This window comes from Clostridium sp. Cult1, from assembly GCF_021655095.1.
In the GTDB taxonomy this organism is placed as follows: Bacteria; Bacillota; Clostridia; order Tissierellales; family Tepidimicrobiaceae; genus Schnuerera.
Map to the genome: position 1 here is coordinate 1709142 of NZ_PPXW01000001.1, position 14913 is coordinate 1724054.

Annotated in this window: 13 protein-coding genes, 1 pseudogene and 1 other annotated feature; all 14 genes and pseudogenes read right to left on the minus strand. The window is 34.8% G+C overall.

What is annotated here, in order from left to right; genetic code table 11:
- Positions 1 to 96: 96 nt before the first annotated feature.
- Positions 97 to 2166 (minus strand): elongation factor G, encoded by a 2070-nt coding sequence (fusA, locus tag C3E89_RS08495; RefSeq protein WP_236912058.1) that lies wholly within the window; start codon positions 2164 to 2166, stop codon positions 97 to 99.
- A gap of 69 nt (positions 2167 to 2235) precedes the next feature.
- Positions 2236 to 2706, minus strand: coding sequence for a 30S ribosomal protein S7 (gene rpsG / locus C3E89_RS08500; RefSeq protein WP_236912059.1), 471 nt, complete (start codon positions 2704 to 2706; stop codon positions 2236 to 2238).
- A 118-nt stretch (positions 2707 to 2824) separates the two neighbouring features.
- Positions 2825 to 3241, minus strand: coding sequence for a 30S ribosomal protein S12 (rpsL, locus tag C3E89_RS08505; protein ID WP_236912061.1), 417 nt, complete (start codon positions 3239 to 3241; stop codon positions 2825 to 2827).
- A gap of 26 nt (positions 3242 to 3267) precedes the next feature.
- Positions 3268 to 3510, minus strand: coding sequence for a ribosomal L7Ae/L30e/S12e/Gadd45 family protein (locus C3E89_RS08510; RefSeq protein ID WP_236912064.1), 243 nt, complete (start codon positions 3508 to 3510; stop codon positions 3268 to 3270).
- A 112-nt stretch (positions 3511 to 3622) separates the two neighbouring features.
- Complete coding sequence (gene rpoC, locus C3E89_RS08515) at positions 3623 to 7156, minus strand: DNA-directed RNA polymerase subunit beta' (protein WP_236912065.1); 3534 nt, start codon at positions 7154 to 7156, stop codon at positions 3623 to 3625.
- Positions 7157 to 7200: 44 nt separating this feature from the next.
- Positions 7201 to 10857 carry a DNA-directed RNA polymerase subunit beta gene (gene rpoB, locus C3E89_RS08520; RefSeq protein WP_236912067.1) on the minus strand — a complete coding sequence of 1219 codons (3657 nt, stop codon included), beginning with the start codon at positions 10855 to 10857 and terminating at the stop codon, positions 7201 to 7203.
- A 281-nt stretch (positions 10858 to 11138) separates the two neighbouring features.
- Positions 11139 to 11522 (minus strand): 50S ribosomal protein L7/L12, encoded by a 384-nt coding sequence (gene rplL, locus C3E89_RS08525; RefSeq protein ID WP_236912069.1) that lies wholly within the window; start codon positions 11520 to 11522, stop codon positions 11139 to 11141.
- A gap of 34 nt (positions 11523 to 11556) precedes the next feature.
- A complete protein-coding gene (rplJ, locus tag C3E89_RS08530; protein ID WP_442870593.1) occupies positions 11557 to 12093 on the minus strand; it encodes a 50S ribosomal protein L10 in 537 nt (178 codons plus the stop codon).
- A 17-nt stretch (positions 12094 to 12110) separates the two neighbouring features.
- Positions 12111 to 12249: a sequence feature (ribosomal protein L10 leader region), on the minus strand.
- Positions 12250 to 12306: 57 nt separating this feature from the next.
- Positions 12307 to 13026, minus strand: a complete 720-nt coding sequence (gene rplA, locus C3E89_RS08535; RefSeq protein WP_236912073.1) for a 50S ribosomal protein L1 — start codon at positions 13024 to 13026, stop codon at positions 12307 to 12309.
- A 47-nt stretch (positions 13027 to 13073) separates the two neighbouring features.
- Entirely contained in the window at positions 13074 to 13499 is a 426-nt protein-coding gene (rplK, locus tag C3E89_RS08540) for a 50S ribosomal protein L11 (RefSeq protein WP_236912076.1), read from the minus strand.
- 104 nt (positions 13500 to 13603) lie between these two features.
- Entirely contained in the window at positions 13604 to 14155 is a 552-nt protein-coding gene (gene nusG / locus C3E89_RS08545; protein WP_236912077.1) for a transcription termination/antitermination protein NusG, read from the minus strand.
- A gap of 37 nt (positions 14156 to 14192) precedes the next feature.
- Positions 14193 to 14399, minus strand: a complete 207-nt coding sequence (secE, locus tag C3E89_RS08550; protein WP_236912079.1) for a preprotein translocase subunit SecE — start codon at positions 14397 to 14399, stop codon at positions 14193 to 14195.
- 33 nt (positions 14400 to 14432) lie between these two features.
- Positions 14433 to 14582 carry a 50S ribosomal protein L33 gene (gene rpmG / locus C3E89_RS08555; protein WP_236912080.1) on the minus strand — a complete coding sequence of 50 codons (150 nt, stop codon included), beginning with the start codon at positions 14580 to 14582 and terminating at the stop codon, positions 14433 to 14435.
- 238 nt (positions 14583 to 14820) lie between these two features.
- A pseudogene (locus C3E89_RS08560) lies at positions 14821 to 14913 on the minus strand (elongation factor Tu); the annotation flags it as partial.

Consider the following 14913-nt stretch of genomic DNA (forward strand, 5'->3'; position numbering starts at 1 on the left):
CGTGGTCTACGTGACCTATTGTTCCTATATTTACGTGAGGTTTAGTCCTTTCAAATTTTGCTTTTCCCATTTCCTATTCCTCCTTAATAATAATTATTATTTATGACCTAAAATTTTTTCTGCAATGCTACTTGGCACTGGCTCATAATGATCAAATTGCATTGAATAAACTGCTCTCCCTTGAGTATTAGAACGAAGGTCTGTAGCATAACCAAACATTTCAGCTAAAGGAACATATCCTCTTACAACCTGAACACCACTTCTTGGTTCCATTCCTTCAATTCTACCTCTTCTCGAATTGATATCTCCTATTACGTCACCCATATATTCTTCAGGCATAATAACCTCTACCTTCATTATTGGTTCTAAAAGTATAGGCTTTGCTTTTTCCATAGCTTCCTTAAACGCCATAGAACCAGCAATTTTAAATGCCATTTCTGAAGAGTCAACCTCATGGTACGAACCATCATATAGAGTAACTTTAATATCTACTACTGGATAGCCTCCAATGATACCCGATTGCATAGCTTCTTGAATTCCATTATCTACAGAAGATATATACTCTTTTGGTATAGCTCCTCCGACGATACTATTAACAAATTCATAGCCTGCACCTGGCTCTTGAGGCTCAAGTCTAATTTTAACATGGCCATATTGACCACGACCACCTGACTGCCTTACATATTTTGTATCTGCTTCAGAAGAAGCTGAAATAGACTCTTTATAGGCTACTTGTGGACTTCCTACATTAGCCTCTACCTTAAATTCTCTAAGAAGTCTATCTACAATTATTTCTAAATGTAATTCACCCATACCAGCAATTATAATCTGGCCTGTTTCCTCATTGGTGTAAGTTTTAAATGTAGGATCTTCTTCAGCAAGTTTTGCTAAAGCTACACTCATTTTTTCTTGGCTTGATTTCGTCTTAGGTTCAATAGCTACTTCTATAACAGGCTCTGGAAACTCCATAGTCTCTAATATAATTGGATTATCTACATCACATAATGTATCTCCTGTAGAAGTATCTTTAAGTCCAACTGCTGCTGCAATATCTCCTGCATAGACTTGCTTTACTTCTTCTCTTTTATTAGCATGCATCAAAAGAATTCTACCTATTCTTTCTCTTTTACCCTTTATAGGATTATATACATAAGACCCTGATTCAAGTGTACCTGAATACACTCTAAAATAAGCAAGCTTTCCTACATAAGGATCTGTTACAATTTTAAATGCTAATGCAGAAAATGGCTCATCATCAGAAGAACGTCTTTCTTCAGTTTCATCTGAATCTACAGCTAATCCCTTTATTGGAGGTATATCCAATGGGGAAGGTAAATAATCCACTATGGCATCCAGCAAAGGTTGAACCCCTTTGTTTTTATAAGATGAACCACATAAAACTGGAGTTATTTCCACCTTAACTGTAGCAGTTCTTATTGCATTTATAATCTCTTCAGGAGTTATCTCTTCTCCCTCAAGATATTTAACCATTAATTCCTCATCATATTCAGCTATTTTTTCCAAAAGGTTTTCTCTATATTCTTCTGCCAAATCTTTTAAATCTTCAGGTATGTCTACTACTTCAATATTTTCTCCAAGATCGTCTTTATAGATTCTGGCATTCATGTTTACCAAGTCTACAACACCTGTGAAATGGTCTTCCTTTCCAATGGGTAATTGTACGGGGACTGGATTGGCCTTTAATCTATCCTCAATCATATCTATAACTCTAAAGAAATCTGCTCCAACAATATCCATCTTGTTTATAAAAGCCATTCTAGGTACATGATATTTGTCTGCCTGTCTCCAAACTGTTTCTGACTGAGGTTCTACTCCTCCTTTTGCACAAAATACCGCTACTGCACCGTCTAAAATCCTAAGGGATCTTTCTACTTCTACAGTAAAATCCACGTGCCCTGGCGTATCTATAACGTTGACCCTATGATTTCTCCAATGACAAGTAGTAGCAGCAGATGTTATTGTTATTCCTCTTTCCTGCTCCTGTTCCATCCAATCCATTTGGGCAGCACCTTCATGGGTTTCTCCTATTTTATGAATTTTTCCAGTATAAAACAATATCCTCTCTGTGGTAGTTGTTTTTCCTGCATCTATATGGGCCATTATTCCTATGTTTCGTGTTTTTTCTAATGGAAATTCTCTGGACACTATATTTCCTCCTTCCTGATTCTATGTCCCCCTCCACACGTTTACTGTTAACAGACTACCATCCGTAATCTACCATCTATAATGTGCGAATGCCTTATTTGCTTCTGCCATCTTATGAGTTTCTTCTCTTTTCTTTACGCTTGCCCCAGTATTGTTAGCTGCATCCATTATCTCTCTAGCTAACCTTTCAACCATAGTTTTTTCGCCTCTTGCTCTTGAATAACGAACAAGCCAACGCAAACCTAAAGTTTCTCTTCTTTCTGGTCTTACTTCAACTGGAACTTGGTATGTTGCTCCACCAATACGTCTAGCTTTAACTTCTAATACTGGCATTATATTATTCATAGCTTTATAAAATACTTCTAAAGGTTCTTCACCAGTTTTTTCTGCTACATATTCAAAGGCACCATATACAATACCTTGAGCAATTCCTTTTTTCCCATCAAGCATTATATTGTTGATAAGTTTAGTAACTACTACATCATTGTATATAGGATCTGGTGTAACCTCTCTTTTAGCCACATATCCTTTTCTAGGCACTTTGCTTCCCTCCTTAACTATGAAGTAAATTCATTGGTACTCGACAGACTTCCTCTGCCGTTGTGCGCTTAATGCATCTATATATTAAATGGAATAATTCCATTGCATCTTAGCACAATTATTTCTTCTTAGGCTTTTTAGCCCCATATTTGGATCTAGATTGCATTCTACCTTCTACTCCTGCTGTATCTAAGGTACCTCTAACTATATGGTATCTAACACCCGGAAGGTCTTTTACTCTTCCACCTCTAATTAAAACAACACTGTGTTCTTGCAAATTATGACCAATGCCAGGAATATAAGCAGCAACTTCTACTCCATTGGTAAGTCTAACTCTAGCAACTTTTCTTAAAGCTGAGTTAGGTTTTTTAGGAGTAACAGTTCTAACCGCTGTACAAACACCTCTTTTTTGTGGCGAATGGACTGTATTTGCTTCTTTCTTTAAGGAGTTAAAATTAATACCTAATGCTGGAGATTTGGATTTATATTCAACCTTTTTCCTACCTTTTCTAATCAATTGATTAATTGTTGGCATCATTACACCTCCTTCTAATATAAAAATTATTTTAATAATGCAGCGCTAGCTGCACTAACATCTATTTTACATGTTTCCCCTAACTTTTCCATAGTTTCTACATAAACTATCGGAATTTGCTTTTCAACACATACTGTAGCTATCTCGTTTCTTATCTTACTATCTGCGTCTTTAGCTATATATACTATTTTAGCTTTTCCATTCATTAATGCTCTTTTTACTTGTTTAGTTCCAACTACCTTATTGTCTGTATTAAGTTTAGATACCATAAGTTTCTTCCCCCTTCTAAACATTTTAAGATTATGTGGACATAAACGTCCACATAATCTGCATGTCATCAAAAGAGTCCACTTTGAGTTTGCACACTTATATATTCTACCATCAGTTATTTTCAGTGTCAACAATATTTTCTTCTAAGTTTATTGTTTCGTCTTCATTTTCATATACTATATCTATATTTTTATACCTTCTCATTCCTGTCCCTGCAGGAATCAGTTTCCCAATTATAACATTTTCTTTCAAACCTATAAGATTGTCTTCTTTTCCTTTTATAGCTGCTTCTGTTAGTACCCTAGTAGTCTCTTGGAATGAAGCTGCTGAAAGGAAAGATTCTGTAGCCAATGAAGCTTTAGTTATTCCGAGTAAAGTCCTTCTACCTACGGCAGGTTCTTCACCGTTTTCTATTGCCCTATTATTTATATCCTCAAACTCATGAAGGCTAACTAAGCTTCCTGGTAATAGATCTGTATCTCCCGAATCTTCAACTTTAACTTTCCCTAACATCTGTCTTACTATTATTTCAATATGTTTATCTGCTATGTCTACCCCTTGAAGCCTATAAACCCTTTGCACTTCCTTCACAAGATAATTTTGTACTCCTTGAACTCCCTTTATCTTTAATATATCGTGAGGATTTACAGAACCCTCAGTAATTTCATCTCCAGCTTCAATAATATCTCCAGGTCTTACCTTTAATCTAGAACCATAATTTATACTATAACTCTTACTTTCTCCATCTTTAGATGTAACAATTACTTCTTTTTTCTTTTTAGTCTCATTTATACTAATTTCACCTGATATTTCAGAAATAATGGCAAGCCCTTTTGGTTTTCTTGCTTCAAATAGCTCTTCAACCCTTGGTAAACCTTGGGTAATATCAGCGCCAGCTACTCCTCCAGTATGGAAAGTACGCATTGTAAGCTGTGTTCCTGGTTCCCCAATAGATTGAGCTGCTATAGTCCCTACAGCTTCTCCTACATTTACTGGATCTCCAGTAGCTAAGTTTCTTCCATAACAATGAGCACAAACTCCATGGCGAGTTTTACATCCCAATACAGATCTTACTTTTACTTCTTCTATTCCTACTTCTTCTATTCTTTCAGCTATATCTTCAGTGATCATCTCATCTTTTTTAATCAATACTTCTTCAGTTTCAGGGCATATTATATCTTCAACTGAATATCTACCGACAATTCGATCTTTTAAATCCTCAATTACTTCATTTCCATCCTTGAAAGCTTTTGCAACCAGATACTGATCTGTTCCACATTCTTCTTCTCTAACTATAACATCCTGGCTAACATCAACTAGTCTCCTTGTTAAGTAACCAGAGTCGGCAGTTCTTAAAGCTGTATCTGCTAGTCCCTTTCTTGAACCGTGGGTAGATATAAAGAACTCTAATACATCTAGCCCTTCTCTAAAATTAGACTTAATGGGTATTTCTATGGTTTTACCTGAAGCACTGGCCATTAAACCTCTCATACCAGCCAACTGTCTAATTTGGTTTTTACTACCTCTTGCTCCTGAGTGAGCCATTATATATATATTGTTCATATGATCTAATTCATCCATTAAAGCTTCCGTTATTTCTTCTGTGGTTCTATTCCATATTTCGATTACTTTCTCATATCTTTCTTCGTCTGAAATTAATCCCCTTCTATAGGATTTTTCGAATTTATCTACTTCTTCTTCTGCATTTCCTAATAATTCTACCTTCTTCCCTGGCACAATAATATCGCCCATGCTAATAGTTATTGCCCCTATTGTAGAATAATGGAATCCCATTTCTTTAATTCGATCTAGAACGGCAGCGGTTACAGTATTTCCATGTTTTCTATAACATTTTTCAATTATAGTTCCTAAGGTTTTTTTATCTACTAATCTATCTATTTCCAAAGAATATTTATCCGTTCTTCTATCTACAAAGCCTAAATCCTGAGGGATACTATCATTGAAAATAAATCTTCCCACTGTGCTTTCTACGAGTACGCCTCTCTCACTCTCGTCAAATTTCTTTCTTACCTTTACCTTAGCATGTATTCCTACATCTCCATTATAATAAGCATGTAGCATTTCATCATAATCCTTGAATACTTTACCTTCTCCTTTTTCGCCTGGGTTCTCAAGAGTTAGATAATAGCTACCCAAAACCATATCTTGAGTTGGAGTTGTTATTGGTTTTCCATCCTTTGGTGCCAAAATATTATTTACAGATAGCATTAAAAGTCTTGCCTCTGCTTGTGCCTCAGTAGACAATGGTACGTGTACAGCCATCTGGTCTCCATCAAAGTCTGCATTATAGGCAGTACATACAAGAGGATGTAATTTTATTGCTTTTCCTTCTACTAAAACGGGTTCAAAAGCTTGAATTCCTAGCCTATGAAGGGTAGGTGCTCTGTTTAATAATACAGGATGATCTTTTATAACTTCATCTAAAACATCCCATACTACTGATTTCATTCTCTCTACCATTCGTTTAGCAGATTTGATATTATGGGCATAACCTTCTTGAACAAGCTTTTTCATTACAAAAGGTTTAAACAGTTCTAATGCCATTTTTTTAGGTAAACCACATTGATAAAACTTAAGTTCTGGTCCAACTACTATTACTGAACGTCCAGAATAATCTACCCGTTTGCCAAGTAAGTTTTGTCTAAATCTTCCTTGTTTCCCCTTCAGCATATCTGACAAGGATTTAAGAGGCCTATTACCTGGTCCTGTAACTGGTCTACCTCTACGGCCGTTATCAATCAATGCATCTACTGCTTCCTGTAACATTCTTTTTTCATTTCTCACAATTATATCTGGAGCACCTAAATCTAATAACCTTTTTAATCTATTATTTCTGTTAATAACTCTTCTATAAAGATCGTTTAAATCTGAAGTAGCAAATCTGCCTCCGTCTAACTGAACCATAGGCCTTAAGTCAGGTGGTATAACAGGAATGACATCTAATATCATCCATTCTGGCCTATTACCAGAAGATCTAAAAGCTTCTACAACTTCAAGCCTTCTAATAATCCTTATCTTTTTCTGTCCTGTAGCTCCTTTAAGTTGTAGTCTTAAATCCTTTGCCTCTTCATCTAAATCTATATCAGATAATAATTCTTTTATCGCTTCCGCTCCCATTAAAGCTCTAAATTTGTTACCATATTTTTCTTGAGCTTCTCTAAATTCTGGTTCAGATAATAATTGTTTTTGATACAAAGGAGTATCTCCACCATCTATAACTATATAGGATGCAAAATATAATACTTTTTCCAAAGACCTTGGCGACATATCTAATATAAGTCCCATCCTGCTTGGAATACCTTTAAAATACCAAATATGGGATACAGGGGCAGCTAACTCTATATGCCCCATTCTTTCTCTTCTAACTTTAGACTTAGTTACTTCAACTCCACATCTGTCACAAACTACGCCTTTATATCGAACTCTTTTATATTTACCACAATGACACTCCCAGTCCTTAGTAGGACCAAATATTTTTTCGCAAAAGAGCCCCTCTTTTTCAGGCTTTAAAGTTCTATAATTTATTGTTTCTGGTTTTTTTACTTCTCCTTTTGACCATTGTCTAATCTTTTCAGGAGATGCAAGACCAATTTTCATTGAATCAAATGTATTTAATTCAAACAAGGAGCTTTCTCTCCTTTCTATAATAAAATAGTAGTGAAATATCCTTAATAATCTTCATCATCATCTTCTTCATCTTCAATGATGAATCTATCATTTAATTCTTCTTCTTCTTCTTCTTCGTTTAAAAATCTATCTTCAATTAAATCTTCACCCATTAATTCTAAATCTGCAATATCGTCATCATCAGATTCCTTGATCTCTATTTCATCATCTTCTTCAGATAATACCTTGACATCTAAAGCTAGACTTTGTAATTCCTTTATTAGAACCTTGAAAGACTCCGGAACTCCTGGTTCAGGTATATTCTCACCTTTTACAATAGCTTCATAGGTTTTTACTCTACCTACTACATCATCAGATTTGACTGTTAATATTTCTTGTAAAGTATGAGCAGCACCATAGGCTTCTAATGCCCAAACCTCCATTTCACCGAATCTTTGACCTCCAAACTGAGCCTTTCCGCCAAGTGGCTGCTGGGTTACTAAGGAATAAGGACCTGTAGATCTAGCATGAATTTTATCATCAACTAAGTGATGTAATTTTAACATATACATATATCCTACAGTTACAGGATTATTTAAAAAATCACCTGTTCTTCCGTCTCTTAGCTGAATCTTACCACTTGTAGGATATCCTGCCATATCAAGAGCATCGAGTATATCCTGATCACTAGCACCATCAAATACTGGTGTAGCTACATGCCAACCAAGTTTTTTAGCAGCTAAACCTAAATGCACCTCTAAAACTTGACCTAAATTCATTCTTGAAGGTACTCCCAAAGGATTGAGCACTATTTCTACTGGAGTCCCATCTGGTAAGTAAGGCATATCTTCTTCAGGTAATATTCTAGATACAACCCCTTTATTACCGTGGCGACCACACATCTTATCTCCAACAGATATTTTCCTCTTCGTTGCCACATATACCCTTACCATTTGGTTAACTCCTGGAGACAATTCATCTCCATTTTCTCTAGAAAAAATCTTTACATCTACGACTATACCCGCTTCACCATGAGGTACTCTTAATGAAGTATCCCTTACTTCTCTAGCTTTTTCCCCAAAAATCGCTCTTAATAATCTTTCTTCTGCCGTTAATTCTGTTTCTCCCTTTGGTGTTACTTTTCCTACTAGAATATCCCCAGATTTCACCTCAGCACCTATCCTAATAATACCTTGTTCGTCTAAATCTTTGAGCATGTCTTCCCCTACATTGGGAATATCTCTTGTAATCTCCTCTGGACCCAATTTGGTATCCCTTGCTTCCGACTCGTATTCTTCAATGTGGATAGATGTTAAAGTATCATTAATAACTAGCTTTTCATTTATTAATATAGCATCTTCATAGTTATATCCTTCCCAAGTCATAAAAGCTACCAATAAATTTTTACCTAATGCAATTTCTCCTAGTTCTGTACTTGGTCCATCAGCAATCACTTGACCTTTTTCTACTCTTTCATCTTTATTGACAATAGGCCTTTGATTTATTGTAGTTCCTTGGTTAGAACGTTTGAATTTCAGCAGTTTATACCTATCAATCTGTCCATCTTCATCTCTTTTAATCAATATTTCATTAGAACTAACCTTTACTACTGTACCTGTATTTCTAGCAATTACAACAACTCCTGAATCCTTTGCTGCTTTGTATTCTATTCCAGTCCCAATTATAGGAGCTTCAGTTTTTAACAATGGAACAGCCTGTCGTTGCATGTTAGCACCCATTAAAGCTCTATTAGCGTCATCATTTTCTAGAAAGGGAATCATAGCTGTGCCTACAGATACTATCTGTTTAGGTGAAACATCCATATAATCTACTTCATCGCTTGGATATATATCAATTACACCATCTTTTCCTCGGGCTATTATCCTTTTGTTAATAAATCTACTTTCTTCATCTAACTGTTCATTAGATTGAGCTATGATAAATTCGTCTTCAACGTCGGCAGTTAAATATTCAATTTCATCTAATACTACTCCTCTTTCCTTATCCACCTTTCTATATGGTGCCTCCAAAAATCCATATTCATTTATTCTAGCATAAGTGGTTAAGGAAGTTATAAGTCCAATGTTTGGCCCTTCTGGAGTTTCAATAGGGCACATTCTACCATAGTGGGAATGATGGACATCCCTTACTTCGAATCCTGCTCTATCCCTGCTTAATCCACCTGGTCCTAATGCTGACATTCTTCGCTTATGAGTTAATTCAGCTAAAGGATTTGTTTGATCCATAAATTGGGACAATTGACTGCTTCCGAAGAATTCTTTAATGGAAGCTACCACTGGTCTTATATTGATTAAAGCTTGAGGTGTTGCCACATCAATGTCTTGGATAGTCATTCTTTCTCTTACTACCCTTTCCATCCTAGAAAGCCCTATTCTAAATTGATTTTGTAATAGTTCTCCTACTGAACGCAATCTTCTATTTCCTAAATGGTCTATATCATCAGTCATGCCTATTCCATTAAACAAGTTAAACTCATAGTTTATGCTTGCAATTATATCGTCATGAATTATATGTTTTGGAGAGATTTCTCTAATTCTTTCTTTAATAGCTTCTTTTAATTCATCTGGATCTTCATAAGTATCTATTAATTCTTTCATAACAGGATAGTAAACTTTTTCTTTTAAACCTAATTCCTCTAAAGAAAACGGTAAATTAAAAGCTTTCTTATCAACAAAATGATTGCCTACTATGCGAACAATTTTTCCATCATCTAACACAATATCTACTTGATTTATTCCACTATTTTCGATTTCTATGGCCTTTTGTCTAGTAATTTTTTCTCCTTTAGCCACAAACAACTCGCCTGTTTCCGAATCTTTTATATCTTCAGCAGCTCTCTTACCTACAATCCTATTATATAAAGCTAATTTTTTGTTAAACTTATACCTTCCAACCCTTGCTAAATCATATCTTTTCGGATCAAAAAACAAATTATTCAATAAGGATTTAGCATTTTCAACAGTTGGAGGCTCTCCTGGTCTTAATCTTTTATATATTTCAATAAGAGCTTCTTCCTCTGTACTTGTATTATCCTTTTCTAAAGTCCTCAAGACTTGCTCTGTTTCTCCTAATATCTCTACTATTTCAGCATTGGAGCTAATCTCTAATGCTCTTAGTAATGTTGTAATAGTAAGTTTTCTCGTCCTATCAATTCTAACATAAACTATATCGTTAGAATCTGATTCATACTCAAGCCAAGCCCCTCTGTTAGGAATGACCGTTGCAGAGTAGAGCCTTTTTCCCACCTTATCAATCTCCTGTGAATAATAAACTCCAGGAGATCTTACCAATTGACTCACTACTACTCTCTCAGCTCCATTGATGATAAATGTTCCCTTTTCTGTCATTAAAGGGAAGTCTCCCATAAACACCTCTTGCTCTTTTACTTCTCCAGTTTCCTTGTTTATAAGACGTACCTTTACTTTTAATGGTGCCGAAAAGTTAGCATCTCTTTCTCTTGCTTCGTCTTCACTATATTTTGGTTCTTCATTAATATAATAATCAACAAACTCTAATATTAAATTTCCAGTATAATCTTGTATAGGGGAAATATCCTCAAAAACTTCTTTTAACCCCTCTTCTAAGAACCACTCATAGGAAGATCTTTGTACTTCAATTAAATCAGGTAAATCTAATACTTCATTAATACGGGAATAACTCATCCTGACTCGTTTTCCGTATGTAACAGGATGTACCATTAACAATTCACCCCTTATTAAACTAAAATAGCCAAAAGCAAATGGATACTTTTGGTAATGCCAATGTAAAGTAAATCTATTATAATATTGACATATCTGCGATTATTTATACAATAATACATTTTTATTCGAGCATTATAGCATCTACCTATATTACCATAGTGCATTGAATATGTCAAGGAGTTTTATTTTTTCCTTTTTTTCTATTTTTTACTTTATTAAATAATAGAAAAGGCTTTCTAAAAACGAAAGCCTTTTCTATTATTTATTATAATCGAATATTATTTTAATTCTACGCCTGCTCCAACTTCTTCTAATTTAGCCTTGATTTCTTCAGCTTCATCCTTAGATACTCCTTCTTTAACAGCTTTTGGAGCATTGTCAACTAATTCTTTTGCTTCTTTTAATCCTAGACCAGTTATTTCTCTAACTGCCTTTATAACTTTAATTTTTTGTTGTCCTGCATCTGCTAGTACAACATCAAAATCTGATTTTTCTTCTGCTGCTTCTGCTGCTCCAGCTACCGGTGCTGCTGCTACTGCTGCAACTGGTGCTGCTGCACTAACTCCAAATTCTTCTTCTAATGCTTTAACTAACTCTGATAACTCTAAAACAGTTAAACCCTTAACTTCTTCAATTAAATTTAATACTTTTTCACTTGCCATTATTTTATCCCTCCAAATATTTTCGAAATTTAAATTATGCTTCTAAACCTTCTTGTTTTTCTTTTACTGCATTTAATGCATATACAAGATTTCTAATTGTTCCTTGAAGTACGTTAGCAAATCCTGCTATAGGTCCATTTAAGCCAGCAAGAGTTTGTGCAATAAGAACTTCTTTTGATGGTAGATTTGCTAAACTCTTGATTTCATCTATGCCTATTATCTTCCCATCAACTATACCAGCTTTAATTTCAAGCTTATCGTGATCCTTAGCAAACTCATCAGTTATCTTAGCTGCCTGCACAGGATCATCAAAACCAAAAGCAACTGCATTTGGACCGGTTAAAAATTGATTAAATTCTTCTAAGCCTGCATCTTTAAAGGCAAATCTCATCATAGTGTTTTTATATACTTTATAATCTACTCCTGCTTCCTTATATTTACGTCTTAGTTGAGTAAGTTCTTCTACGTTTAGTCCTCTATAGTCTACTAAAACAACACTTTGAGCTTTTTCTACCTTTTCTTTAATCTCTTCAACTATTTGCTTCTTTTCTTCTAAAACTTTATCCCTCAACAACTTCACCTCCTAAAGGTCAAACAAACAAAGGTCTCTCCGCAGACACGGAGAGACCCTAATCTATATCTAATATAATTAGTTTCCATCTCACCTCGGTAGGAAATTTTAAACCCATTAGGTTCCTACTGTCTACGGTAGCCTATTTATTTAACGTAATAGATTATACCAGTAAATATTATAACTGTCAATAATAAACTTTTATTTAATATATTAATCTTTTTTTGGAACAAATCTATCAACCAATTGTTGGGGATTTACCTTTATTCCAGGTCCCATTGTACTAGATAATACAACTGATCTTAAATATCTTCCCTTTGCCGCAGCTGGTCTTGCCTTAATAATCTCTTCCATTATTGTAGCAAAGTTTTCTCTCAATTTTTCTGTTCCAAAAGATACTTTTCCTATTGGTACATGAACAATACTTGCTTTATCCACTCTATATTCTACTTTTCCAGCTTTAATTTCTTTTACAGCTTTATCTATTTCAAATGTAACTGTCCCTGATTTTGGGTTAGGCATTAATCCTTTAGGTCCTAAAATTCTTCCTATTCTACCTACAACCCCCATCATATCAGGTGTAGCAACTACCACATCAAAGTCAAGCCATCCTTCATTCTGAATTTTTTGAACTAATTCTTCTCCTCCGACAAAATCTGCACCAGCATCTTCAGCTTCTTTTATCTTATCGCCTTTAGCAAATACTAAAACTTTCATAGTTCTTCCTGTTCCATGAGGTAATACTACTGCACCTCTAACTTGTTGATCAGCATGTCTTGGGTCTACCCCTAGTCTTACTGATAGTTCAACAGTTTCATCAAAATTAGCTTTTGCTGTCTTTTGAACTAATTCTATAGCTTCTACTGCATCATATAAATGAGTTCTGTCAACTAATTTAAAACTTTCCTGATACTTTTTACCTCTCTTGTTCATTTCATTACCTCCTTGTGGTATTAACGGAATATCCTCCCACTTAAATATTATTCTTCAACAACAACTCCCATACTTCTTGCTGTTCCTGCTATCATTCTCATAGCAGCTTCTATGCTTCCTGCATTTAAATCAGGCATTTTTATTTCAGCAATTTCTTTAACCTTATCTTTAGAAATTTTTGCTACTTTTGTTTTGTTTGGTTCTCCAGAACCTAATTCAATTCCTACAGCTTTCTTAATCAATACTGAAACAGGTGGTGTTTTAGTAATGAAAGTGAAAGATCTATCTTGATAAACTGTAAGAACTACTGGTATTATCATTCCAGCTTGATCTGCAGTCTTTGCATTAAACTCTTTTGTAAATTGCATAATATTTACTCCATGAGGTCCTAATGCAGTTCCTACAGGTGGCGCTGGTGTAGCTTTGCCAGCTGGTATTTGTAGTTTTACTACAGCTATGACTTTTTTTGCCATATCTATTCCACCTCCTCAATTCCTTTGTGGTAAGGCGGGATAATCCCTCCCACTTCACTTTTAATAAATCTATCTAAAAAGCTTATTAGCTTTTGTAAACAATATTATAACTTTTCTATTTGATTAAAATCCAGTTCTACAAGAGTTTCTCTTCCAAACATGGATACAAATACCTTAACCTTCTTCTTTTCAAGATTGATGCTTTCAATAGTTCCCATAAAATTCTCAAAGGGACCTGTAATTACTTTGATAACATCTTTTTCTTTTAGGTCAATAGAAGGTAATATTGCATCCTGTACACCTAAAGCTTTAACTTCCTCTTCAGTTAAAGGAACTGGTTTAGAACCTGGCCCTACGAAGCCCGTAACCCCTCTTGTATTTCTTACAAGGTACCACGATACATCGTTTACTATCATTTTTACAAGAACGTAACCAGGGAAAAGTTTTCTTTCTTTAAGCTTCTTTTTCCCGCCTTTAGTATCGATATATTCCTCAGTAGGTACTGCTACTTCAAATATATCGTCGATCATGCCTCTATTTTCAACCATTTTTTCAATATTGGCCTTAACCTTATTTTCATGACCTGAATAAGTATGGACCACATACCATTTGGCTCTTTTGGCCCTTTCTGCTCTATTTTCAACCTTATCCGCCATATTCTCGAGGACCTAGTTGGTCCCTCCCTCCTTCACGTTACTTTATAATTAATGATAATATACGATGTATTCCTAGGTCTAAGACCCATACTACTAAACCAACAATAACACTAATTAATATAACTACTCCAGTATAATTTATTAGTTCCTTTTTGTTGGGCCACATAACCTTTCGCATTTCTGCTTTAACACCCTTAAAATAAGTGCTGATCTTGCCTTTGCCAGTACTGGTTTGAGCTGACATAAACTCACATCCTTACTTAATTTTATTTACCAATTATTTAGTTTCCTTGTGAACAGTATGTGTTTTGCAAAATTTGCAGTACTTCTTAAGTTCTATTCTTTCGGAATTGTTCTTTTTATTCTTAGTTGATGTATAATTTCTTTGTTTACAATCAGTACAAGCCAAAATTATTCTATCTCTCATCTACTACACCCCCTACATGGAAAAGTATATATTAATTAAAATCGCCTCCGGGCACAATTACCCATTATTAACTTCATTACTTAATATAAACTATCACAAATTAAAATTTATGTCAATAAATTTATATAATGATTGTAGGTAATCTTTTATAATTTTATCCAATTTCATTTAAGATTATCCTATCTTATAATTTTAAAAAGACTAGGCCTGAAAGACCTAGTCTTTTATAGTGGTCTAATTACCCAAGAACTTTAGTAACAACTCCAGCTCCTACTGTTCTACCACCTTCACGGATAGCAAATCTTAATCCTTCTTCCATTGCTATTGGAGT

Coding starts and splice junctions, on each gene's coding strand:
- rpsL (WP_236912061.1), bottom strand. CDS start 3,241: ATGCCAACAATTAATCAATTGATTAGAAAAGGTAGGAAAAAGGTTGAA.
- C3E89_RS08510 (WP_236912064.1), bottom strand. CDS start 3,510: ATGGTATCTAAACTTAATACAGACAATAAGGTAGTTGGAACTAAACAA.
- rpoB (WP_236912067.1), bottom strand. CDS start 10,857: ATGGTACATCCTGTTACATACGGAAAACGAGTCAGGATGAGTTATTCC.
- rplL (WP_236912069.1), bottom strand. CDS start 11,522: ATGGCAAGTGAAAAAGTATTAAATTTAATTGAAGAAGTTAAGGGTTTA.
- rplA (WP_236912073.1), bottom strand. CDS start 13,026: ATGAACAAGAGAGGTAAAAAGTATCAGGAAAGTTTTAAATTAGTTGAC.
- rplK (WP_236912076.1), bottom strand. CDS start 13,499: ATGGCAAAAAAAGTCATAGCTGTAGTAAAACTACAAATACCAGCTGGC.
- nusG (WP_236912077.1), bottom strand. CDS start 14,155: ATGGCGGATAAGGTTGAAAATAGAGCAGAAAGGGCCAAAAGAGCCAAA.
- secE (WP_236912079.1), bottom strand. CDS start 14,399: ATGTCAGCTCAAACCAGTACTGGCAAAGGCAAGATCAGCACTTATTTT.
- rpmG (WP_236912080.1), bottom strand. CDS start 14,582: ATGAGAGATAGAATAATTTTGGCTTGTACTGATTGTAAACAAAGAAAT.